18 protein-coding genes are annotated in these 22,961 nt (G+C 41.4%); 4 read left to right on the top strand and 14 right to left on the bottom strand.

Translation table 11 applies throughout. The features are described from left to right. The first annotated feature begins 114 nt into the window (after positions 1–114). Entirely contained in the window at positions 115–495 is a 381-nt protein-coding gene (locus NPE20_RS05620; RefSeq protein WP_256537627.1) for a VOC family protein, read from the top strand. A 644-nt stretch (positions 496–1,139) separates the two neighbouring features. Here NPE20_RS05620 and NPE20_RS05615 read toward each other — a convergent pair. From NPE20_RS05615 to NPE20_RS05575, 9 genes are read right to left on the bottom strand one after another with little or no spacing between them, the layout of a single operon-like run. Beyond that, on the bottom strand, positions 1,140–2,327 hold the full coding sequence (locus NPE20_RS05615; protein WP_256537626.1) for a glycosyltransferase family 2 protein: 1,188 nt from the start codon (positions 2,325–2,327) through the stop codon (positions 1,140–1,142). 24 nt (positions 2,328–2,351) lie between these two features. Continuing rightward, the gene (locus tag NPE20_RS05610; RefSeq protein WP_256537625.1) at positions 2,352–3,695 is read right to left on the bottom strand and encodes a lipopolysaccharide biosynthesis protein; all 1,344 of its coding nucleotides are present in this window, start codon (positions 3,693–3,695) and stop codon (positions 2,352–2,354) included. Between the two features lie 15 nt (positions 3,696–3,710). Continuing rightward, entirely contained in the window at positions 3,711–4,325 is a 615-nt protein-coding gene (locus NPE20_RS26820; protein WP_290427160.1) for an acyltransferase, read from the bottom strand. A gap of 11 nt (positions 4,326–4,336) precedes the next feature. Then, complete coding sequence (locus tag NPE20_RS05600) at positions 4,337–5,842, bottom strand: O-antigen ligase family protein (protein ID WP_256537624.1); 1,506 nt, start codon at positions 5,840–5,842, stop codon at positions 4,337–4,339. 11 nt (positions 5,843–5,853) lie between these two features. Further along, positions 5,854–5,991: a hypothetical protein gene (locus tag NPE20_RS05595; RefSeq protein WP_256537623.1), complete on the bottom strand. Its 138-nt coding sequence runs from the start codon at positions 5,989–5,991 to the stop codon at positions 5,854–5,856. Between the two features lie 49 nt (positions 5,992–6,040). After that, positions 6,041–8,188: an exopolysaccharide transport family protein gene (locus NPE20_RS05590; RefSeq protein WP_256537622.1), complete on the bottom strand. Its 2,148-nt coding sequence runs from the start codon at positions 8,186–8,188 to the stop codon at positions 6,041–6,043. Between the two features lie 4 nt (positions 8,189–8,192). After that, positions 8,193–8,861: a TolC family protein gene (locus tag NPE20_RS05585; protein WP_256537621.1), complete on the bottom strand. Its 669-nt coding sequence runs from the start codon at positions 8,859–8,861 to the stop codon at positions 8,193–8,195. Between the two features lie 15 nt (positions 8,862–8,876). Then, positions 8,877–9,971 (bottom strand): sugar transferase, encoded by a 1,095-nt coding sequence (locus NPE20_RS05580; RefSeq protein ID WP_256537620.1) that lies wholly within the window; start codon positions 9,969–9,971, stop codon positions 8,877–8,879. Then, positions 9,949–10,338: a response regulator gene (locus NPE20_RS05575; RefSeq protein ID WP_256537619.1), complete on the bottom strand. Its 390-nt coding sequence runs from the start codon at positions 10,336–10,338 to the stop codon at positions 9,949–9,951. The genes NPE20_RS05580 and NPE20_RS05575 overlap by 23 nt, the downstream gene beginning before the upstream one ends. A 297-nt stretch (positions 10,339–10,635) precedes the next feature. Here NPE20_RS05575 and NPE20_RS05570 point away from each other — a divergent pair, with 297 nt between their 5' ends. After that, positions 10,636–12,129 carry a gluconokinase gene (locus tag NPE20_RS05570; protein ID WP_256537618.1) on the top strand — a complete coding sequence of 498 codons (1,494 nt, stop codon included), beginning with the start codon at positions 10,636–10,638 and terminating at the stop codon, positions 12,127–12,129. Here NPE20_RS05570 and NPE20_RS05565 read toward each other — a convergent pair. The 3 genes from NPE20_RS05565 to mnmA all read right to left on the bottom strand — a co-directional run bounded on the left by NPE20_RS05565 (position 12,126) and on the right by mnmA (position 16,317). Then, positions 12,126–12,530: a hypothetical protein gene (locus tag NPE20_RS05565; protein WP_256537617.1), complete on the bottom strand. Its 405-nt coding sequence runs from the start codon at positions 12,528–12,530 to the stop codon at positions 12,126–12,128. The genes NPE20_RS05570 and NPE20_RS05565 overlap by 4 nt on opposite strands. An 88-nt stretch (positions 12,531–12,618) precedes the next feature. Continuing rightward, positions 12,619–15,018, bottom strand: coding sequence for a type I DNA topoisomerase (topA, locus tag NPE20_RS05560; protein WP_256537616.1), 2,400 nt, complete (start codon positions 15,016–15,018; stop codon positions 12,619–12,621). A 210-nt stretch (positions 15,019–15,228) separates the two neighbouring features. Continuing rightward, entirely contained in the window at positions 15,229–16,317 is a 1,089-nt protein-coding gene (gene mnmA / locus NPE20_RS05555; protein ID WP_256537615.1) for a tRNA 2-thiouridine(34) synthase MnmA, read from the bottom strand. 304 nt (positions 16,318–16,621) lie between these two features. Here mnmA and NPE20_RS05550 point away from each other — a divergent pair, with 304 nt between their 5' ends. Then, complete coding sequence (locus NPE20_RS05550) at positions 16,622–17,059, top strand: DUF5990 family protein (protein WP_256537614.1); 438 nt, start codon at positions 16,622–16,624, stop codon at positions 17,057–17,059. A 15-nt stretch (positions 17,060–17,074) separates the two neighbouring features. Here NPE20_RS05550 and NPE20_RS05545 read toward each other — a convergent pair whose 3' ends face one another. Together NPE20_RS05545 and proB are read right to left on the bottom strand one after the other, a co-directional pair. After that, entirely contained in the window at positions 17,075–18,319 is a 1,245-nt protein-coding gene (locus tag NPE20_RS05545; RefSeq protein WP_256537613.1) for a glutamate-5-semialdehyde dehydrogenase, read from the bottom strand. Positions 18,320–18,321: 2 nt separating this feature from the next. Continuing rightward, entirely contained in the window at positions 18,322–19,401 is a 1,080-nt protein-coding gene (proB, locus tag NPE20_RS05540) for a glutamate 5-kinase (RefSeq protein WP_256537612.1), read from the bottom strand. Positions 19,402–19,958: 557 nt separating this feature from the next. On the opposite strand from proB, the gene NPE20_RS05535 reads away from it, so the two are divergent. Beyond that, positions 19,959–22,913 carry a TonB-dependent receptor gene (locus NPE20_RS05535; protein ID WP_256537611.1) on the top strand — a complete coding sequence of 985 codons (2,955 nt, stop codon included), beginning with the start codon at positions 19,959–19,961 and terminating at the stop codon, positions 22,911–22,913. Positions 22,914–22,961 lie beyond the last annotated feature (48 nt).

The raw sequence follows: 22,961 nt of genomic DNA, 5'->3' as shown, positions 1-22,961 counted from the left end.
GTAAATTGCTATGAATTTATAAAACTTTTGGCAGATTAGCATACCGCTGAAAATATATTTGCTCACATTAATGCCGGTTATTTTTGATACGTTTATATTATAAATCAATTGGTTATGCAAAGTTTTATTATCCCTACTTTAAGTGTGAGTAATGGCGCGGCTGCTATAGAATTTTACAAAACAGCTTTTGGCGCTGTTGTAATAGCGGGCAATACCGACCCGGATGGCTCAACCGTAGCGGAACTTTCTATTGAAGGCGCGCGTATTGTTGTTGCGGATGCTTCGCCCACTCATGGCAATTTCGGGCCGGAAATATTGGGCGGGATAAGTGTGCGGATTGGATTGATGGTAGAAAACCCGGATGCTTTAGCCGAACGCGCCGTAGCAGCAGGAATCAAAACAGTTTACCCGGTTGCTGATCAGCCTTATGGTTATCGTTTGGGACATTTTATTGACCCGTACGGACATCATTGGGAGATTGGGAAGCTGCTTTGAGCTTTTGTATAACACTATCCGTCATTGCGAGGTACGAAGCAATCTCTTTAGGCATGTTGCAAACATACTTAGCGATCCCGTTATCTCTCATGTTAAGTGTAAGCTATTAATCGGTCCGCTCAATCGCCGCGGGAGGGCTTTTACTTTTTGCTTGATCGAAAAGTAACAAAAAATCAAGTCGGCAAAAAGGCTTCTTTGCCGCACCAGGCCTTGCCCTGCAAACCGCGCAGAACCACGGGCTGGAATCTTTTGCCCCACTGGCGTTCGCTCTTGACCACCGCTTCAGCAAAATTTTCTATGCCCCGGCCGCGCTCCAGACCGCCATTGTTCTGCCCGGCTTCGGCCGAAGCTGTTTTGCCGACGGGGAAAAAAATCCCGCAAATCCGTTTAATTGCGGAGGGATTATAGCCCTCTCCTTCGGAGAGGGTTGGATGAGGCTTCCCTGCGTTGGGGATAGGAGCGGATACCGGCCTTGTGGCTAATGCCCGTGCAATATAAGCGTAAAGCCCGGGCCGCAGGCAACGCCCTTATTTAGCAAGTTCTTAGTTTGCAGCGACGTTTATTTACCCTTAGCCGCTTTAATACCACGGCTAATCTCACGATTTGTATATTCTATTATCCAATAACCCGCTGTACTTCCATAATTAGTTAGTGCCCGGGTTATGTGGTGTATGAATAAATTTTTTGTTAGCGCCCTTTAATTTGAACAGCAAGGCAAGCATGGCGAAAAATATTAATGGTATTTTAAGCATGGCACCCAGCAACTTACTGTTAAAGAACCCTGCAGGCACTGCAACTAATATACCAATATAGCAGCAAGCTGTTGCAGCCAGCCATAATTGCCAGCCCGGCCCAATGCCTGGTGATAGCAATGATATCAGTAACATTAAAGGCATTAACCCCAGCATTAATATGCGTGGCAGTATAGCTGTTTGATAGATCTCATTAAAGTAATCAAAGTTGCCATGCACAAACAATTCTTTAAAGCCGGTTAATCCGTAAGTTTTTAACAGGTTGAACTGGGCAGACAACCATCTGCGGCGTTGTTTTTTAAATACTTCAGGGTTGCTTACTTTTTCATCGTACACGTAAGCTTTATCAGCGTAAGCCACATGGATCTTTTGGCGGGTAAGTACCAGGCCCATTTCCTTGTCAAAGCCACCAACGGCATCAATTTGCGCCATAGTATCTTTAAAAAGCTTAAACTTCAGCGCCATGCCCGAGCCAATTATGGCGGCCGAAAGTTTGAATACCTGCTGCGCCTTACGGAAGATGTGATTATTTATTTCTTCGCTTATGGCATCTAATATAGCCACAGGCGTTTCGGTGTTTTTTGCTATGCGATGGCCTTGTATAACGCGGTTACCATTGTGCAGGTAATTATTTATCTGGTGCAGATAATCCGACGCGGCTACGTTATCGATGTCAAATACCACCGCAGCATCGAAATCCTGATGTGTGGCTGCTATAGCTGCATGCAATGCTTTTGATTTGGTGCTGCTTTCAAACACAACCTCAACCACCTGCAAGGGCATGGTTTTTAGCTTTTGGATGGTTTCCGGCTGCATAGAGTCGGCAATAACACAGACATGAAATTTATCTTTAGGGTAATCGATGGTTAAAGCTTGCGCGGCAGAATTCAGGATGATCTCATCCTCTTTATATGCACAGATATAGATCACAAATTTACTGTATGCAGTAGCGGTTGGAGGGGGCTTTAGTTTTATTAGCTTACCTAAAACCGAGAATATAAACAGGTAAAGGCTATATATCCCCAGGTAAATAAATACAAGGGTGAAAATTATCGAAAAAATAAATACTATAAAACCCATATTAACCCTGCTTTTGATCTTAAATTAAACCTCAACTTTATCTGTTTTATTCTTTTTTAATAAATGCGCGATCACATCTTTTAACTGACTGTACCCTAAACTAAAGATATCCCGGATAGTAAAATTAAGATGCTTTTTAAGCGCCCAATACCCAAATATCACCCCCGAGAAAAATGTGAATAAGGATGCGACAGCTACAGCGTAAAGACTATGAAATATCAGTATCCCAACAAAATCGCCAACTACGTTCACTGTCAGCATAATAACCACCTTTATCATATTTAAACGCGGTTTGCCAATCATATCCAACGTAATGCCAAAAAATCTGTCGATAGGCATTAGCATAACATAACATATAAAAAAGCGGAAGATGCTAACTGATTCTGTGCCCTCATATTTATGGCCAAATAACAGATCGAATATAAAACCGCCCATAATAAAAGATACTATAGCTACCGGTAAAAGCATTACCGTAAGCATGCCGGCATATCGCTTCATAATAGCTACCACTTCCTCATCATTTTTACGATAAACAGCGGCAGATAGTTCTGGCAGGGCGGTAGATACACCCGCGCGGATAGGGATCTCGAATATTTCTAACAGGCGCTGCGGCATATAATAAATGGCTACCATTTCGGGCCGAAACATGAGCTTTATAATAAAGGTATCTGAACTACGAAGCAGGGAGGCGCCAATAGAGGTGCCTACGCTGTATTTGCCAAAGTGTATAAGGTCACTCATTCCCTGGCGGCTTTTATACTTAATCGTATGTATTTTGGCCCACCCCATAAAAATGGTGATTAAACTGATAACAAAATTAATAGCGAAATAACTATAGATAACCGTATCAAAACTTATGCGCTTAAAAAATATCAGTAGTACCAGCATTAATAAAAAACCACCCTGGTTTACTACTTGCAACAGCAGTAACTTATCAAAGCGTTCTTCGGCTTGTAAGATCCATGATGCTATGGCCGATGGCAGTGTACACAGGTAAATTATACCAAACCATTTAATGGTAGCTTCAACATCGGGGCTGGGGTTTTTATAGAACAAATACAGCAACAGGTCTATCAGTATAATTATTGCTGTTAAAATAAAACCAACGTACCATGCTGAGCCCGCCATGTTCATCGCTTTACCTTTGTTTGCACCCGCGTAATATTTAATAAGTGAGGTTTGCATAAAACCTGTGCGGAAAGTATCGGCTAATAGAAATGTGATGAGGAAGAAAATATAGTTACCAAAACCAGCCTTAGAAAGGTTATGCGCCATTAATGATAGCGATAGCATCCCTATTAAAGGCATGGCCGCGCTGGTTGCCAACGACAGGGTATGTTTATTTATTATCTTTTTTAAAAAGGGCATATATGCTGTATACGGCTAAACACTGTCCCAGGTGGAGGTTTTAAAATTATATTTTTTTATAACCTTTGCAGGGTTACCAACGGCAACGCAGTACTCGGGTATATCTTTTGTAACCACACTGCCCGCGCCAATAACAGCGTGTTTACCAATGGTTACACCGGCTGTAATTACGCTGTTGGCACCTATCCAAACATCATCGCAAACGGTAATTTGTTTGGTAACAACTTTTTGTAAACGGGGTGACACGGTAACATCTTCAAAGCCATGATTAAGGCCGGATAGCACAACATGCTGCGCCATGGTTACATAGTTGCCTAATGTAACCGGGCCTATAATAATATTACTTAAGCCAACACCGGTATGGTGGCCTATAATGACGTCGCCAACACCGTTATTGATGACAGCAAAATCTTCTATTACGCTATAGGCGCCGAGCTCGAAATTATTAAACGGAAAAACATCCATTCTTGAGTAAAACCTAACAACCGATCGCTTGCCCCGTTTGTGTAAAAAGGGGTTAACAAACCACTTTACCCATAGCCTTGGCGCAGACCTGCGCGTTTGTACAATAAGCCAGTGCACAAACTTTTTTAAACGTGGATTTGATTTTACTATAGTTAGTAATGACATTTATATTTTTATCAGGCGGCTAACTCAGCGAGCTTTTTATCAGTTTTTGCTTTTCTTTCCTGTCTATCTAATCTCAAAGTTACGCTTAACAGTGCACATGCAAGATAGAACAAAATATTTGACGGATATTGTATCAATGCCTGCTGCGGATAATTACCAATATTAAATACGAATATGATTAATACCATTGCTAAACAATAGGCTTTAAGTTCGGGGTTTTTTATAAGGTAGTAGTTATTAATACCTGTTTTTAATATTACAAACATTAAAATACAAAACAGTATTAAACCAATGTATCCCATTTCAACAGCGACCCTTACATAACCGCTATCGGGCGGGAATTGCGCCAAATAAGAGTTTGGTGCAAACCGCCGCCCCCATATACCTACCGAGCCCAGGCCCCCCCCAATAGGATGCGATAATATATAAGGCTGTATGCGCTTTTGGTTTTCGGCGCGTACATTAAAAGACGCATCTTTTGATGGGCGAAAAGCTGATTGAAAGCGTTTAATAGATGGATTGGAGGTGGGCATAAATATTAAAATGCCTAAAGCAAAACCTGCACAAATAACAGTTATTAATATCCTCTTATTAAGATTCATAACAGCCAGCAGGGCTAATGCTGCAGGTGGTAATACAAATGCCCCCCTGGTGCCCGAATACATCATTACCAGGAAAAAAAAGGGTATCATACAGGCGAGTATTACCTTTTTATAAGTTTTAATTTTGGTAAATATAATACACAGGCATAACAAAGCAGCCACAACCATATTATATGAAAAGGTAACAGGATCTGGAAATATGGCCACCTTACGTAAATGCCCATTAATCAAATACAGGCTAATACGCCCCGGGTCTGAATAATACCAGGCTTGTTCAAATGGGAAAAGGCCGAATTTTTCTTGCTGAAAGCCCGATAGGGCTGCTAAGAAGGCAAGTACAAGCCATAGTTTTAGTAAAAGCTTAATATGTGCTACAGAGCGTATCTGGTAAATAAATATGAAATACGTAAGCATTATAATGCCTACAGTACGCACGGTGTATACCCATGCCAGTATTGATGGCGATGCTGGGTTTATTGCCTCCAGGAAGTTATAAGCCAACCAGGCCAGTATTAAATAGCTGATAGGGTTTTGGAAGTAGCTCCAGTCCTTATTGTATTTAAATTTTAGTAAAAAGCCGAATATAAGCAAGTAGGTAATAGCATCCAGGATGATACCGGTTGGGGTATTATCCGGCACAAATTCTGAAACATAGTTAAGGAAGAACGAAACAACCATTAATACGGCTATTCCGAATATAGGATAGGCTACTATGCCTAATACCAAAGGGATACCAACAAAAAGTACAAGCAGGCCACCTGCAGCAATTACGCCGCCCATAGCTATGGCAACCGCTATAAAAAGTGCTGCAGGCAATAACAGCAGGATCATTTTAAGCGTAGAAATTTCGCCCGAAAATAACTTTCGAAAGAAATTAATGATGAAGCCGTTATTTTGCGCCTGGTTATTAAGCATATAATGCTTTGTTAGAAGAATAAAATTTTAACCGCCCAAACAAATACACCCACAAATGCTAATACAATTGAAGCTATGCGTGTTTTTTGTTCAAGAGGGGTAAGGTCTTTAAAAACATCGCCCTCATCCTCTGCTGGTTTTATCCTCATTTTTTAAAGGGTTAAAGGTTTTATAGCAAGCAAATATTGCCGAAGTTTATCAGAACCTGTCTTTTTTAGGATCGGTTTTATTTAACACCCAACCGGCAAACTTTCCTTCAAGACTTTTCAAGTAATTGATATCGTCTTTTTGCCATTTTGAAATATCCCCGTTGGCTTCAAAAACAGCAATGGTTTTATTAGCAAACAACAACCACTCTTTTGATTTATTGAGTGATGAAAGTGGCGGCGTTTCAATAATGATAATATCGTACTTCATCTTTAGCTCGTTAAACCTGCTGCGGATAAAGTTTTCATCACTTACCTCCAGCAATGTAACATCGCCACCATGGTTACCCATTACGTTTGTTGAGGCGCTAAACGCTTCGTAATTGTCGGGGTTGTTCTTAAAATAATCTTCAATAAATACTTTGGGCTGTACGGTGTTACTTATGGTTGGGTTGTTAAAGTTGCCATCAATCAATAATACTTTTTTATTAATCATAGAATAAGAGTAGGCCAGGCTAATGGCCAAAACCGTTTTACCTTCATGATCGCCTAAGCTGGTTATACCTAAAACTTTTTCACCGCGTAGTTCCTGGTCAATCTCAAAACGGATAGAACGAATGAGCTCTTTAAACAGCTTCATTTTATCACGGTGCTCAACATCCCACAGTTTTTTAAGATCAAGCGAGCCGGTAACAGTATTTAAATGGCCAATAAGGGGCAGTTGTGTGCGTTTCACAAGGTCGCCCGGCTCTTTTATATTATCATCAAAAAAGAATATACCAAACAATACAATTACGCAGAAAACGAAGCTGACAACACCTCCCAAGAAAATAAGCAGCATTTTTTTAGATGGTTCGGCAGTATCTGGCGTTGCTGTCTCAATCTGGCGCAACTTTATAGAAAAGGTTGACTGCAGGTTGGTTTGATTATATCTATTCAATATATCAAGATATTCTCTACTGGCAATGTCTATATCAAAGTTGAAAGTTTTTACAGTAGCATCAAACGGAACTAACCGGTTAAATTTGGCATTCAAGTCATTTAATGAGTTGCTTATAGCGCGGATACTGTATTTAGCCAAATCTCTTGATACCTCAAGCATGAGTTTTTGTTTTACCAGGTCATCTTTCCCGGTTAAAGGGTTAGTAATATACTTATCCGAAGTTTCGTTTATTTGCGATGCAAGCTTGTTAGATATTGAATCTATCGAGAGTTTTAATTTAGGGTTAAAACCGCTGCTTACATATTTATCGGTAAGTAAGTGAAGCTGATCTTGCGAGTTAACAATATCCTGATTGAATTTACTTACGCTTGCCTCAATGTATTTGCGTTGTTTTGGGTCAAATTTATCATCAATTTTTTTGATAGTGCCATCATATGATGATATTTCTCTTTGTGCTTGCTGCTTACGGTCATTAAAAACCATTATCTGGTTAAATATCGATCTCGATTGTTCTTCCAGGTTTAAGATGCCATTCTTTATTTTGTATTGTTGCAGCTGGTTGGTTTTTGTATTTAACGCGTTACGTTTTTCATCCAAAAGCTTTGACAGGTAATTTACCGCGTCTGTTTCGTTTTGCTTTACGGTATGCGTGTAGTAATCAATAAATTCCTTACACAGCACATTTACCACAAAGGCTGATAGCTGGGGGTTTTCAGATTCATAGTAAACAGAAATAAAGTCGCTATCCTCGTCACGGTTCATGTACATGGCTTTCCGGAGCGATCGTTCGTCATATTTCATTGATCGCAAAAGCTCGTTTAAACCGTTTTCATCCTTATTGTAGTAGGATAGGGATTCGCGTTTTTTAAATTTATCAGTAAATACTTCAATAGCATGCTTGCGGGCTGCATCGTTCATACTTAAAAATAACTTGCTGGGCTGTCTAAACGGAACAGGTTGCTGAAGATCATGCAAGATCAACTGGTAGGATACCTGATTAATGAGCGTTTTAAGCTTCATTATTTCTATCAGGTTACTAAACTCGTGGGCAATTGATTGCTCTTTGGCGCCTGATTGGTCTGCATCCAATAAATGGCGCGATTCATCAATAATACCTGTTGCTATTTGCGCGCTCGATATATATTTATCCGCAAGATTTTTTACTAAAAAAAAGGAAACAATAATTGTAACCAGCGGAATAATGATCAGCAGGTTTTTGTGTTTCCATAAAAGTTTAAAAAAATTTCCTAACTCCATGGTGCTATTTAACTTCTTCTAATTTAGTACCCAAAATTTCTTCAAGATTAGCTTTTGCTGTAAGCATAGCCAGTTCGCTTTGTACTTTGAATGAACTTTGATTGTATAAACTCGTTAAAGCTTCGTTATAATCGTGAAAAGAAGATTCTCCTTTTTGAAAGGTGTACTTTAATTGTTTAACCGCGATTTCGCCGTCTACAACAGCCCTTGCACGGTTGCGCAGGTCTGCCTGTGCCTCAAGATAGGTAAAGTAAAGCCGCTTTACTGTAGCCTCAACAGTTAAATTATATTGTTGTTGCTGGTATTGCGCCACATTAACCGCCTCTTTAGCGCTGCGTGTTGCAAAAGGTTTTGAAAGTAAACTACCCAGATTAACAGAGATGCTTATTTGATAACCGTTAAAAAAAGTAGGATTACTTAAATTAAACGAACTTCTGGGGCTGTAAATATACGATGCCGTGAACGCGTCAAGCCACATTACCTTTGATTGTGTAAGCGCCGCTTTGGCGGCATTTGTCTGGGCTTGCCGTATTTTTACTTCAGGGTAATTTTGTTTAGCTGTGGCTATTAATTTATCAAGAAATGGATAAGAAACCTCGGTAATAAATGACTCCTGCGCATGCAGGGCTGTGGTACTTATGATAAAGAGTATTAGGATGGTAAGTTTTTTCAATTTGCTGTGCATTAATTATACTTTCTCTTTTTGAAACAAGGCAGGAACCGTACCCAAAATAATTTTCAGGTCGAGCCATAGCGAATATTTTTGCGCGTAAAAATTATCAAGTTTTTTACGTTCCCTTTCAGACATGTCTTCTTTACCCCGTTTGCTTATCTGCCATAAGCCGGTTAAACCTGCCGGGCCTAAAAAACGCATAGACCATTCGTTAGAAGTAAGCATCTCGGCTTCGTAAACCGGTAGTGGCCTATTACCTACTACAGACATATCGCCTCTTATGATATTAAACAACTGTGGTAATTCATCCAAACTGGAGCTGCGTAAAAAATTCCCCAATTTTGTTATCCTGGGATCATTTTTGATTTTAACAAAGGCTGCTTTAGACGAGCCCGATTCTTCTGCTGCGTATTGATTGTTTTCAATTGCCATTTGTGCCAGCTGCTGGTCGGCATCTGTACGCATACTCCTGAATTTGTAAAAATCGAATACTTTATAACCGGTACCCACACGTTTACTTTTATAAAATACAGGCCCTTTTGAATCTATTTTTACGGCGATGGCCACAATAGCCATTATGGGTAAAAGACAAATAAACATGCCACCGGCTATAAGCAAATCAAGAAAGCGTTTGCCAAAAGGCATTCTATAGGTAATATCAACCTCTTTTGAAAGTTCTACCAGTTTTGGCCTTATCAACTTGAATTTAACCAGGAAGTTTAATCTTTCGCGCAGGTCTGATGTAGAGAAAGGGTATGTGTAAAAGTCGTGCAGTTTTAGCTGCATTGCTTTTTGCACAAGTTTTTTATCCTTACGGGTTGATAGCATTACGATGATCAATCCGTTTAGTAAAAAGTTTTGCCTTAAACGGTCAACCAGTTTAAAGCATTGCTCATCCTTATCAACCTCAACTAAAATAATATCAGGAATGGTTAGTATAGATTGATTCCCCAAATGATCTTCCAGGTCTGTAAGCGTGTTACTAAAATCTATACGGAAATAACTTGACAGGTCATTAGCAATCAAGTCCTTCAATTCCAAACCTGCATATGCAATCCTGATCTGGGAATTAGAATTTTCGTTCCAATCAGTTGCTGTTTTGTTCGTCATAAACTTGTAATGCGTTATTAATAGCCGTTTTTAAGGTTGTTGGGTTAAATGGTTTGGCTATATGCGCCTCCACTTTAAATGGCATCTTAGCTACTTGTTCATCCAGGTCATATGCTGCCGAGAGTAATATAACAGGAATGTCGCGGTAGAAGCCACTTATCTTTACATTCTTAATAAACGATTGACCGTCAAAATATGGCATTTGTAAATCAGAGATAATTAGTTTAGGCATGTTCCCATCTTCTAACCAGCTAAAAGCTTCAATACCGTTGTTCTTTACAACTATTTCGTAGTCTTTTGATAGTATAAAGTTGAGTAGCTTTAAAATACTCAAATCGTCATCAACAATCAGTAAAGTTTTTTTCATGCCGACTCTAATTCGTGTTTCGGGTTATAAATATGATAGTTTAAAATCAAAAACGCTAAAAATAATTACTATGGTTAACTTTTTTGGTCAAAACCAGTATAATATATTTTATATGACTGCTAATAATATTAAGTTATTGGATAATATTTTTTTATCTAAAAGTATACTTAATTATTCGTTAGTAAATTTAATTTCTCCAAATTACACTATAAATGTTAACAAATACAGCCATTGTGATTATATTTTCCAATATCTTCTGCTAAGTTTACGCATCCTGTTAAAATAGGTTTCATGTTTATGCAAAATTACTTTGTTGGTATTGATTTAGGCACAGGCAGTACAAAAGCAGTAGCGGTTGATATTAATGGTAAAACCATTGCTACCGCTCAAAGTTATTATACAACCAATAATCCTAAGCCTGGCTACAGCGAGCAAAACCCCGAACTGATATGGCAGGCATTTGTAAACTGCATTAGCAAAATACATACCAACCTTAAGCAAGCCCCTATAGCTATTAGCTTTAGCAGCGCTATGCATAGCATTATGCCTGTAGATGAGGATGGTAACGCACTGGCCGATGCTATGCTTTGGTCCGATTCCCGAAGTGGGGATATTGCCCAAAATATCCGTCAATCTGCCCAGGGCGAGGATATTTATCAACACACAGGTACCGCCATATATGCTATGTCGCCACTTTGCAAGCTAATTTGGTTGCGGGAAAATGATAAAAAATTGTTTAATAACGCCCATAAGTTTATATCGGTAAAAGAATATGTTTGGTTTAAACTGTTTGGTGCTTTTGAAGTGGATTACTCCATTGCTTCGGCCATGGGGTTGTTTGATATTTTAGATTTAAAGTGGTATGATAAAGCATGCGCTTTAGCCGGCATAGATTTTTCAAAACTTTCAACACCTGTTAATACAGATTACAAACGGTATGTTGCTTCTGCAGATGTTTTGCCTGGCAGCAGTACCGAAACGGCTTTCGTTATAGGCGCCAGCGATGGCTGCTGTGCCAACTTGGGTGGTAACGCGGTACGTGGCGGTGTTGGGGCGCTTACTATTGGTACCAGCGGTGCGGTGAGGGTAGGCAGCAACGTCCCGGTTTATAACTACGGCGCCATGACCTTTAATTACCTGCTTAATGCCCATACATTTATTTGTGGCGGGGCGGTAAACAATGGTGGTGCCGCCGTAAACTGGTTGCTGAAAGATTTTTTAAAGCTGGGGCCGGTTACCGATGATAGCTATAAACAGCTATTTAAAGCGATAGATACTGTTAAGCCCGGCAGCGATGGCCTGGTGTTTTTACCTTATTTATATGGCGAACGGGCACCGGTTTGGGATGCCAAAAGCTCGGGGGCATTCATAAATATCAATTTTAAGCATCAGCAGCAACACTTTTTAAGGGCTGCTTTAGAAGGTATCTGCTTTGCCTTGAACGATGTGTTGAACGCGGTAGAAAATCCGAACCAAACTATAGAAGAAATTGTAATAAGTGGCGGGTTTATATCATCACCTACCTGGGTGCAGCTGCTTGCTGATATTACCGGGAAAAAGTTGGTTCTGCTGCAATCTGATGATGCATCGGCTATAGGCGCTATTTATTTAGCTATGGAAGCGTTGGATATCGATATTAAAAAGATAATGGACAATGAAGCTACAGACAGGGTAGTGATAACCCCTGATAATAAGGGGCATGCAACTTACAGCCAGATATTCCCGGTATATAAGAAACTTTACAGCGATCTTAAGCAGTCGATGCACCAACTGCATAGTCTTAACAATTAACGGATCATTACACCTGGCTTGTTTACAACAGGCAGCTTAATAAAATTATCGTCGACTATGCTTTCGGGTAAAAAAATAAACTTTTTATCGAAGATCTCCCTGCCGATATAATAGCTCAGCCAATACTCGTTGTTCAATCCAAAGGTTTGCTCGTCAATAGGTTCAATAAGTTTATAAGAGTTTGCCTCAATAAGCGGGAATGAGTGGCGCAGGATAGAAGTTTTAACCTGTTCGCCATCTTTTTCGCCATAACCTTTTGAAGTTACCAGCACGTTTTCCAGCGGCACGTTTTTAAGGTTGATAAGGTACACGTACCAAACTTTGCTTTCGGGGTTTTCGCCTTCTAAAGCTACTGCAACCGCTATATCTTTAACCACATTAGGGGGGAGGTCTTTAATCATTTTGTATTAGTGAGTGGTTGATTAAGCTGATTGGGTGAATAGTTGAATATTCTAAAACCACCCACCATTCACTCAATCAACTAATAACTTACTTTTTTTTCGCAACCGCTTTTTTCTTTGCCGGTGCTTTTTTAGCGGCCGGTTTTGCAGCAGCGGCCGTTTTACCGAAACGCCCTTTCTTGGCATCTTTTGGCATCGCGTCGGCTAATGCTTTACATTGTTCGTATGTAAGCGTTAGCGGGTCTGTGATATCCTTTGGTATTTTAACGTTTAGTTTACCAAATTCAATATATGGCCCCCAACGACCGTTTAAAACTTTTACGGTTTCGTCTTCCGGGAAAGCCTTTATTAACTTCTCTGCATCTTTTTTACGCTTCGCCTCAATCAGTTCAATAGCTTGTTCCTCGGTAACATCTAACGGGTCTATCTCTTTTGGTAAAGAAACAAACGCGCTGTTGTGGCTAATATATGGGCCAAACCTGCCAATAGCCACCTTCATCACTTTACCTTCATACTCACCAACAACTTTTGGCAGTTTGAATAGTTCAAGCGCTTCTTCCAGGCTTATAGTTTCTATACTTTGGCCTGTACGCAGGCTTGCATACAGGGGTTTTTCCTCGCTTTCGTCTGTCGGGTTTTCACCAACTTGTACAAACGGGCCGTACCTGCCAATACGTACCGACATTTTTTTACCGCTTTCCGGGTGTACACCTAATTCGCGTTCGCCGGTTGCCTTGTCAGCCGTTTCAATGGTGCTTTGTACGTCCTTGTGGAAAGGATCGTAAAAAGTACGGATCATTTTTGTCCAGTCCTGCAGGCCCTGGGCTATTTCGTCAAACTGTTTTTCAACGCTGGCAGTAAAGTTAAAATCAACAATGCCCTGAAAATGCAGTACCAAAAAGTCATTCACCACAGCGCCAATATCGGTAGGGAATAATTTACCACGCTCGGCACCGGTATTCTCTATCCTGGTTTCTTTGACGATGTTACCGCCTTTAAGTGTTAGCATGCGGAAGTTCCTTTGGCGGCCTTCACGTTCTTCCTTTACCACGTATCCGCGGTTTTGTATGGTAGATATGGTAGGGGCATAGGTTGATGGACGACCTATACCTAATTCTTCTAATTTTTTTACCAGGCTGGCCTCGGTATAACGTGCAGGCGGGCGCGAAAATCTTTCAGTAGCCGATAATTCCTGCAAGTCTAAGATCTGCCCTTTGCTTAATGGCGGCAATATTGCGTTATCGCCATCTGCTGTTTGGTTGTCCTCATCCTCATCGCTGCCTTCCAGGTAAACTTTCAGGAAACCATCAAACTTCATTACCTCTCCGTTAGCAACAAGGTCTTCTTTACGTGTTGATATACTGATCTTTGCAACGGTTTTTTCAAATTGCGCTTCACTCATTTGCGATGCAATAGCGCGTTTCCAGATCAGTTCGTACAGGCGTTTTTCGTTACTTTCGCCATCAATAGTATGGTTATTGAAGTAAGTAGGGCGTATGGCCTCGTGAGCTTCCTGCGCACCTGCGCTTTTGGTTTTATACTTTCTATGCTGATGGTATTTATCGCCGTAGGCAGATACAATTTCCTTTTGAGCAGCATCTAATGCCGTATCAGATAAGTTTACCGAATCGGTACGCATGTAAGTGATATAACCGGATTCGTACAACCTTTGCGCTACCTGCATGGTACGTGCTACCGAGTAACCCAGTTTACGACTTGCCTCCTGTTGTAAGGTAGATGTAGTAAAGGGCGCTGCCGGTGAACGTTTGGCGGGTTTGGTTTCTAATGATTTTATCTCGAAAATAGCCTTGATACAATCCTGTAAAAATTGCTCGGCATCCTCCTGCTTGCTAAAACGCTCGGGCAATTCGGCTTTAAATGCATCTTTGCCTTTGCCAAACAGGGCCACTACTTTAAAAGCAGCCTCTGCTTTAAATTTATTTACCTCGCGTTCGCGGTCAACAATTAAACGTACAGCTACAGATTGTACACGACCTGCAGAAAGTGATGGTTTAACTTTTTTCCACAAAACAGGTGATAGCTCAAAACCCACCAGCCTGTCTAAAACACGGCGGGCCTGTTGTGCATTTACCAGGTTGTAATCTATTTTACGCGGATTTTCTATAGCCTTCATAATAGCCGGCTTTGTTATCTCATGGAAAACAATGCGGCGGGTATCCGGCTCTTTTAGTCCTAAAGTTTCAAATAAGTGCCATGATATGGCTTCTCCCTCGCGGTCCTCATCGGAAGCGAGCCATACAATGTCTGCTTCTTTAGCTAATTTCTTTAACTCGCTCACTACCTGCTTTTTATCTGCAGGTACTTCGTACCTTTGTGAGAAATTATTGTTGATATCTATAGCATCTTCAGATTTTACAAGATCGCGAATATGGCCGTAGCTCGATTTTACGGTAAAGTCCTTTCCCAGGTATCCTTCAATGGTTTTGGCTTTCGCCGGTGACTCAACAATCAGTAAATTTTTAGCCATTTAAGCGTGTGTTTTTTTGCAAAGAAAACATAAAATGCATTAGAAACGCAAATTTGTTTTTTTGTTGGGTTGTAAATGTAGTAAAGCGGGTAGTAATAAAAATGTTTTCAAGATGAGTATTTGCCGACATTTCACTCATCCCGACTACGCTTCGCTGGCCGACCCTCTCTACTACGTAAAGAGGGTGAAAAAGATTTGACAAAAAGAAAATTAAATCAAAAAACCGCCGCCTAAAAGGTCGTTGCCTTCATAGAATACCGCTGACTGGCCCGGTGCAATGCCCGATACCATGTGGTCGAACGACACCTTCATGTGGTCGCCTATCTGTACTATCTTACTTTCGGTACCGGCATCTTTGTAGCGTATTTTAGTCACGGCTTCCAATGGCTCGGTAATTTTATCGTATTTAACCAGGTTAAGGTTACGTACCCAGGCTTCTTTCTTTTCCAGTTCTTCAATAGTGCCTAAAACAACGGTATTTGTTTCGGGCTGAATTTTGGTAACGAACATGGGTTTGCCCAAAGCAATGCCTAAGCCTTTACGCTGGCCTATGGTATAATAAGGATAACCCAGGTGCTTGCCTGCTATGGTGCCATCGGTAAGTACAAAGTTGCCAGGGCCTACACGTTCGTCAAGGTCTTCTACTTTATGACGTAGAAATGCCCTGTAGTCGTTATCAGGCACAAAGCAGATCTCATAGCTTTCGCTTTTACCCGCCAGTTCCAGCTGACCCATATCAACCGCCATCTGCCTTATTTCGGGCTTTGAAAAACTGCCTAAAGGGAATTTGGTACGCGCCAGGTTTTGCTGCGATACGCCCCAAAGTACGTATGACTGATCTTTGTTCTCGTCTTTACCTTTTGATATTACGTAACGGCCGCTATCCTGCAAACGGATGTTGGCATAATGGCCGGTAGCAATAAATTCGCAATCCAGTTTATCGGCACGTTTTAAAAGGGCTTCCCATTTAATGTGGGTATTGCACAGCACACAGGGGTTAGGGGTACGGCCGGCAAGGTATTCGTCAACAAAGTTATCGATAACAAAATCGCCAAACTCATTGCGGATATCCAGAATATAATGCGGGAAACCATAGCCAACGGCCAAAGCACGCGCATCGTTAATACTATCCAAACTGCAGCAGCCGGTTTCTTTTGAACTGCCACCACTTGCGGCGTAGTCCCAGGTTTTCATGGTAAGGCCTATGACCTCATAGCCCTGTTCATGCAGCATTACTGCCGCTACAGAACTATCAACTCCGCCACTCATTGCCACTAATATCCTACCGTGCTTACTCATATTGGGTGCAAAGATAAGGTTTTAGTGTTTATGGTGTTTATAGCTTGGGTCAGAGGATGGTAAAATGAAGATGGGAACGGGGGGCTCTGCAGAGACAGTGATCTAGATATGCTCCAAGCTGCAAACAGGTACAGTGCCACAAAGGCGATGAACCCTAAAACTACGCGGAGGGTTATTTTGATGAATTTTTTATATTGAATTGTGAAGGCGCGGTTCACAGTGGGCACAATATGCATAACTAATATTATAAGTTAATCTTATCTTTATTTTCAAATATTAACACCCGTTTATACCGTATCATAGTATGGCCTCCAATGACAATAGTATTACCCTGGGCATTACCCTCGAAAAACCGCCCTTAAACCTAATCTACTCTTTGCAAAAAGGTTCAGGCTCCAATTATGAGCCCGTGCAGGTACAACGATCAATAGGGGATGATCTCTATTTTCAATTGTCGATAGAAATAAAAGGCACTCCGGATATGCATGATCTGCCCGATTTTCGCGGGCCGTTTGTGCAGGGGCCGATAGGCAGCAGGTTTATTTACCTGGACATTGGATCGTACGCAGGTGGTGGCGGCTGGAGCGGTCGGCTTAAAATACCGCTAACCGGTATTATATGGGATCAAATAACAGCGGGCGCAGAATTGGAAACCACCGTGCCCGGTACCGGCAAAAATGGTATGCCAAACTGTGCTACCGTAAAACCATTTGCTGGCTGGCAGGAAAAAACAGGTGTGTAATAATTGATAGCATAATTACTGCCTTATCTGCCCACTCCCTTTAACTATCCATTTATAACTCGTTAATTCCTCCAATCCCATCGGCCCGCGGGCGTGGAGCTTTTGTGTGCTGATGCCAATTTCGGCACCAAGGCCAAACTGGGCGCCATCAGTAAAAGCTGTAGAAGTATTTACATAAACGGCCGCGGCATCAACCCGGTTTAAAAAGGTTTCTATATTGAGTTCATCCTCAGAGATTATAGCCTCGCTATGTTTAGAACTGTTGATAGCGATATGATTCAAAGCTTGTTGCAGGTTGTCAACCGTTTTAATAGACATCTTCATCGACAGAAATTCTATTCCGAAGTGTTCCGGTTTGGCTTCTTCTAAAAGTGAGACAGGGTATAAACCATCCAATACTTCGTAGGCTTTCTTATCGGCGTAGATCTGTACCTCTTTTTTGGCAAGAGGTTCTGTAATATGTACCAGATCGCCAAGGCGTTTGCTGTTGATAATGAGGCAATCCAAAGCATTACAAACACTAACACGGCGGGTTTTGGCATTATCAATAATTGCTGTGGCTTTTTCCAAATCGCCGGTTTCGTCAAAATAGGTGTGCACTATACCCGCACCTGTTTCAATAACTGGTACTTTGCTGTTACCGCGTACGTAATTGATCAAATTTTGGCTACCCCGGGGGATAAGCACATCCACAAAGCCAACAGCGTTAAGTAATGCTTCTGTAGCTTCCCGTTCTACAGGTAAAAGTGTAACCGTATTTACATCGATCTGATGTGCCGATAAAACCCCGTGGATAATTTTGATAATAGCCCGGTTAGAAAAATCGGCATCGCTGCCACCTTTTAATATGCTGATGTTACCCGTTTTAAAACACAGCGCGAAAACATCAAAAGTAACATTTGGCCTCGCCTCATAAATAACACCCACAACGCCAAGCGGGACACTTACTTTTTTGATATACAGCCCGTTTGGTAAGGTTTTCTCAGACAATACTTTACCAAGCGGGCTATCCAGCCCCGCAACACTTTCTATATCCTTTGATATATCTTTTATCCTGTCGGCGGTTAGGGTAAGGCGGTCATATTTGGGGTCGGCGCTATCCATGCGCTCCAGGTCTTTTTTGTTTTCCTGCAGCAGGTAATCTGTTTGTTCAATGGCAGCTTTTGCTACATCAAGTAGCACTTTATTTATTGCAGCAGGTGACAGAGCCGCACTTCGGCCGGCTATTAACGCGTTCTCAAAATATTGTTTGTAGTTCATTGTTATCCTTGTAAATAAAGGTAATCATAATGCACCAGTGCCTTCTGGTTCTTTTTGCCTGTAAGTTCCCGGGCTTTGTCAGATCCATATTCGGCCAGGCCCAAGCCTATTGTTTTGTTATTCTCGTCAACTATTTTAATGATCTCGCCCTTTTTAAAATCTGATACTATACTAATAATGCCTACGGGCAGCAAACTGGACGCCTTACTGGAAATAAGCACTGTTTTGGCGCCCTCGTTAACCTGTACAACACCGGTTGCCGCGTTTTCTGAGTGGGCCAGCCATTTCTTTTTACCCGACGCTTTTTTGGTAGGAGTAAAGCGGGTATGCACCACTTTGTTATCCAATACATCTATCAGGATATTTTCTTTGGTGCCATTAGCGATGTGTACCGCTATGCCCAGCTTAGCAACCTTATGCGCTATGGTTGATTTGGTGATCATTCCGCCGCGTCCAAACTGCGAACGCCCTGTGCTTACGAACGATGAAAAATCAATCCCGGCATCATTAACTTCGGTAATTACCGCGGAGGTTTCCAGTTTGGGGTCGCCGGTATAAATGCCATCAACATTGGTTAATACAATGAGGGCCTGCGCGTTTAACATGGAGGCTATTAACCCGGCCAGTTCATCGTTATCGGTAAACATCAACTCGGTAACCGATACCACATCGTTTTCGTTTATTACGGGTATTACCCGGTGCTGCAGTAATATCTCCAGGCAATTGCGCATGTTCAGGTAATGTAACCTGTCGCGAAAATCCTCTTTGGTTACCAATACCTGCGAACAAAGGATCTTAAACTTTTCAAATAAGTGAGCATAAGTGTTAATGAGTTTTACCTGGCCGATTGAAGCTAATAACTGCCTTACAGCCACTGCATCAGACTTTTCTGAAATATTTATCAAACTTCGGCCCGATGCAACCGCACCCGATGATACTAAAATAACTTCCTTACCCTGCTTTTTTATTTCGGCTATCTGGTTAACTAAATGCTCAATACGTGCTACATCCGGCAGGCCATCTGCACGGGTAATTACGTTCGAACCTATTTTAATAATGATGCGCCGGTAGTTGAATGACATTAATGTATATGAATTTAGTCGACAATATTAACGATTTGCCGCCGCATTTGGATGGAAATATTGAGGTTTTAAGCTGATAAGCCAGTAGACGGGGCCTCATCTATCTGCAATGCTTTCCATACAGCCGCTGAAATATTGCCTTTAACCGAAGCAAGTTGCAGTTTAGCGGCCGCTGCTTCACTTTCCAGTTGGTTGTCTTTATAGTGAATGAAAAACAGAATTATGACATAGGCGATAACCTTTGTTAGTTTATTCAGTATTAATAGATGCTCATATTATTAATAAGTTACGAAGGTTTCTGTTTTCTGAGTAACAATTTGTTTTGCAGTGAATTTGATCATTTAAAGCTATAAATATTATTTTTTCACATTAATATTTGGATACTATAAAAGATTTTATATTTTTGTCTACTTATTCTATAGACAATGTATTATTTATCTACATCTTCATTAGTTTTGATACCGCGAATGCAGAGCCACACTGCATGCTGTTGTTGTTAATTCCACCCCGGATAACAATACGTAACAACACATTTTTAATTTTTTCAACCTTATTCCATGAAATCTTTTACAAATTTCTTAAAGCTCATTGCTCTTTTTTTAACACTTGTCCCGAGTGTGGCCCTGGCTCAACTGAACGGCAACTACGCGTTAAGCGGTAAAGTTAACGACGAACACGGGCAGCCACTGATAGGTACAACCGTAGCCATAAAAGGTACTGATAATAAAACCGCTACAGATAGTACCGGTAGATTTACTTTGCAAACCAATGCTAAACTGCCCTTTACATTAGTTTTTAGTGCTATAGGTTTTCAAACGCAGGAGTTTTTGATAAAGAATAGCAACAGCGCCTTAAATGTACAGCTAAGTACACAGGCATTACTTATAAATGAGGTAGTAGTAACGGCATCCCGCAGGGAAGAAAAGTTGTTACGCTCACCGGTAGCTATTGAAAAGCTGAGCATAACGGCATTAAAACAATCGCCGGGCCCAAGTTTTTACGACGCGTTGGAAAACGTTAAAGGTGTGCAAATGACCACTACCAGTATCACCATGAAAGTGCCAAATACACGTGGTTTTAACAGCCCTAACAACTTTAGGTTTATGCAACTGGCGGATGGTGTGGATATGCAATCGGCAACCCTTGGTGTACCGCTTGGAAATGCCATTGGCCCCACCGAGCTGGATATAGCAAGCATTGAGCTTACACCCGGTGCTGCCGCGGCTTTGTATGGTACAAATGCCATTAACGGTTTATCAAATTTATTCACTAAAGATCCATTTAAAACGCAGGGACTTAGTTTTTATCATCGTACGGGTATTAACCATGTGGATGGTATAGGGGTTAGTCCAAGTGCTATCAACGAAACCGCTATCCGTTTTGCAAAGGCATTTAACAATAAATTTGCCTTTAAAGTTAATGCCAGCTATTTAACAGGGAAAGATTGGCAGTCAAATACCCGCCGTGATCAGAACCCCGGTAATCTGAAAACAGCCAACCCGGCCTATCCGGAACTTACCGGTACAAGCAATGCGGCTTACGATGGCTGGAATAAATATGGCGATGACGCGCTTGCGGGCAGTAATACAGTATCTATAAAAGGTATAGTAGTTGATGGTGTTGCAAGACCGAACCTAACTGTTGCCCGTACCGGATATAACGAAGTTGATTTGGTTGACCCTAAGGTTACCAACTTAAAACTGGATGGTACGCTGGCATACAAGATCACCCCTAATACTCAATTATCATACACATACCGCTATGGTAACATGGATGGCGTTTTTCAACGCGGTAATAAAATATCATTAAATGGTGCAACTGTACAAAACCACAAGGTTGAATTAAAGGGTGCCGATTTCCTGGTTCGTGCTTACGAATCAATAGAGAACACCGGCAAATCATTCAACGTTAAACCGTTGGCAGATAACCTTGACCTGAACCACGCCAGCAACTCGGCATGGGGAACGGCTTATAAAAACGCCCTTACCGCTTATGCTAACACGCATGGCGGTTCTTTAACATCGGCAAACCTGGCGGCCGCTAATGATGCTGCACGTGCTGCCGCCGATGCAGGCAGGGTAGAGCCCGGCACACAAGCGTTTAACGATCTTCGCAAAACCATTATTGGTATCAACAACTGGGATATAAAATCGAACCTGATACCAAACGCGCCGGTAACAGGTGGCGCCGCTTTGGTACAAAAAAGCCATATGTTTAATGCGGAAGCACAATGGGATTTGACCAAGAGAGTAAAATTTGTTGATCTGTTGGTTGGTGCCGATGTACGTGTTTATGATATTATCCCCGACGGAAATAACTTTGTTGACTTTAGCCGCTCCATTGCCGATAGGAACTCACCACTGCCAGATGGTAGTTTTGGCGAGAATGTTACTTATAAAAAATATGGCGCCTTTACACAGGTTACCAAAACCTTTTTTAACGAGAAGCTGAAACTATTTGGCTCTATTCGTTGGGATCGTAACCCATACTTCTCTCCGAAATTTACGCCACGTTTGGCCGCGGTTTATTCGCCAACACAGAATCATAACTTTAGGTTCACGTTCCAGAACGGATACCGTTTCCCGTCATTGTTTGAGGCCTTATCTTACGTAAATAATGGCCGTGTTAAACGTGTGGGCAGTTTAGAGTTCATAAACGAAGGCTTAGGATATTTAAATAATAGTTATACCCAGCAATCGGTAACGGCATTTAACGCGGCGGTTAAAGCACAGTCTACAACCGGCGATGACGCTACAGCTTTAGCAAACAGAAACCTGTTACAGGTTGCCGACCTGCCAAAGGCGCGCCCGGAGCAGATCACATCATTTGAGGTGGGTTACAAAGGGATCTTCTTTGATAACAAGGTATTCCTTGATGTAGATGCTTATGCTAACCGTTATAATGGCTTTTTGGGCCAGGTACAGGTGTTTGTGCCAAACGCTACTACAGTAGGCTCTGATGCCGCGGTATTAGCTATGCTTGATATTAACCGCGACCCTACAACAGCTACTGCAAACAATGCGGCAAGTGCCGGCCAAAGCCGTTATCGTGTTTATACCAATGCTAAGAACATTTATAACAACTATGGTTCATCTGCAGGGTTAAGTTATAATTTCTATCAGAAATATACCGTATCGGGTAACGTAAGTTTTAACAAGCTGAAAGCGCAGCAAACCTCGGATATTTTCGTGACTGGATTTAATACGCCGGAATGGTCTGGTAATTTCTCTTTCGGTAATCGCGAAGTGGTTAAGAACCTTGGTTTCAATGTGGTTTACAAATGGCAGCAAAGCTACCTGTGGGAAAGTCCGCTGGTAACCGGTACAGTACCGGCCATCCATACACTTGATGCACAGATAACCCTACGCGTACCGGTATATTATGCAACATTTAAAATTGGCGCTACAGATATATTTAATAAGCGATATATCCAGTATGCAGGCGGCCCAACAATCGGCGGTATTTATTATGCCTCGGTTACGTTGGATGGCCTGTTGAGCGGGAATAAATAAAGATCCTATTTGTTTTTTTAGGTATAATTTAGTTTTTCAAAAAGCGGG

Source organism: Mucilaginibacter aquariorum (genome assembly GCF_024498135.1).
Taxonomy (GTDB): domain Bacteria; phylum Bacteroidota; class Bacteroidia; order Sphingobacteriales; family Sphingobacteriaceae; genus Mucilaginibacter; species Mucilaginibacter aquariorum.
Note: the sequence above shows the minus strand (reverse complement) of the source record. Positions and strands in the feature narration are given on the sequence as shown.

Excerpts from the sequence above, each read along its gene's own strand:
- proB (WP_256537612.1), bottom strand. The coding sequence starts at position 19,401 with ATGTCATTCAACTACCGGCGCATCATTATTAAAATAGGTTCGAACGTA.
- mnmA (WP_256537615.1), bottom strand. The coding sequence starts at position 16,317 with ATGAGTAAGCACGGTAGGATATTAGTGGCAATGAGTGGCGGAGTTGAT.
- NPE20_RS05620 (WP_256537627.1), top strand. The coding sequence starts at position 115 with ATGCAAAGTTTTATTATCCCTACTTTAAGTGTGAGTAATGGCGCGGCT.
- NPE20_RS05565 (WP_256537617.1), bottom strand. The coding sequence starts at position 12,530 with ATGATTAAAGACCTCCCCCCTAATGTGGTTAAAGATATAGCGGTTGCA.
- NPE20_RS05610 (WP_256537625.1), bottom strand. The coding sequence starts at position 3,695 with ATGCCCTTTTTAAAAAAGATAATAAATAAACATACCCTGTCGTTGGCA.
- NPE20_RS05615 (WP_256537626.1), bottom strand. The coding sequence starts at position 2,327 with ATGGGTTTTATAGTATTTATTTTTTCGATAATTTTCACCCTTGTATTT.
- NPE20_RS05535 (WP_256537611.1), top strand. The coding sequence starts at position 19,959 with ATGAAATCTTTTACAAATTTCTTAAAGCTCATTGCTCTTTTTTTAACA.
- topA (WP_256537616.1), bottom strand. The coding sequence starts at position 15,018 with ATGGCTAAAAATTTACTGATTGTTGAGTCACCGGCGAAAGCCAAAACC.
- NPE20_RS26820 (WP_290427160.1), bottom strand. The coding sequence starts at position 4,325 with ATGTCATTACTAACTATAGTAAAATCAAATCCACGTTTAAAAAAGTTT.
- NPE20_RS05590 (WP_256537622.1), bottom strand. The coding sequence starts at position 8,188 with ATGGAGTTAGGAAATTTTTTTAAACTTTTATGGAAACACAAAAACCTG.
- NPE20_RS05545 (WP_256537613.1), bottom strand. The coding sequence starts at position 18,319 with ATGAACTACAAACAATATTTTGAGAACGCGTTAATAGCCGGCCGAAGT.
- NPE20_RS05570 (WP_256537618.1), top strand. The coding sequence starts at position 10,636 with ATGCAAAATTACTTTGTTGGTATTGATTTAGGCACAGGCAGTACAAAA.
- NPE20_RS05580 (WP_256537620.1), bottom strand. The coding sequence starts at position 9,971 with ATGACGAACAAAACAGCAACTGATTGGAACGAAAATTCTAATTCCCAG.
- NPE20_RS05575 (WP_256537619.1), bottom strand. The coding sequence starts at position 10,338 with ATGAAAAAAACTTTACTGATTGTTGATGACGATTTGAGTATTTTAAAG.
- NPE20_RS05600 (WP_256537624.1), bottom strand. The coding sequence starts at position 5,842 with ATGCTTAATAACCAGGCGCAAAATAACGGCTTCATCATTAATTTCTTT.
- NPE20_RS05550 (WP_256537614.1), top strand. The coding sequence starts at position 16,622 with ATGGCCTCCAATGACAATAGTATTACCCTGGGCATTACCCTCGAAAAA.
- NPE20_RS05595 (WP_256537623.1), bottom strand. The coding sequence starts at position 5,991 with ATGAGGATAAAACCAGCAGAGGATGAGGGCGATGTTTTTAAAGACCTT.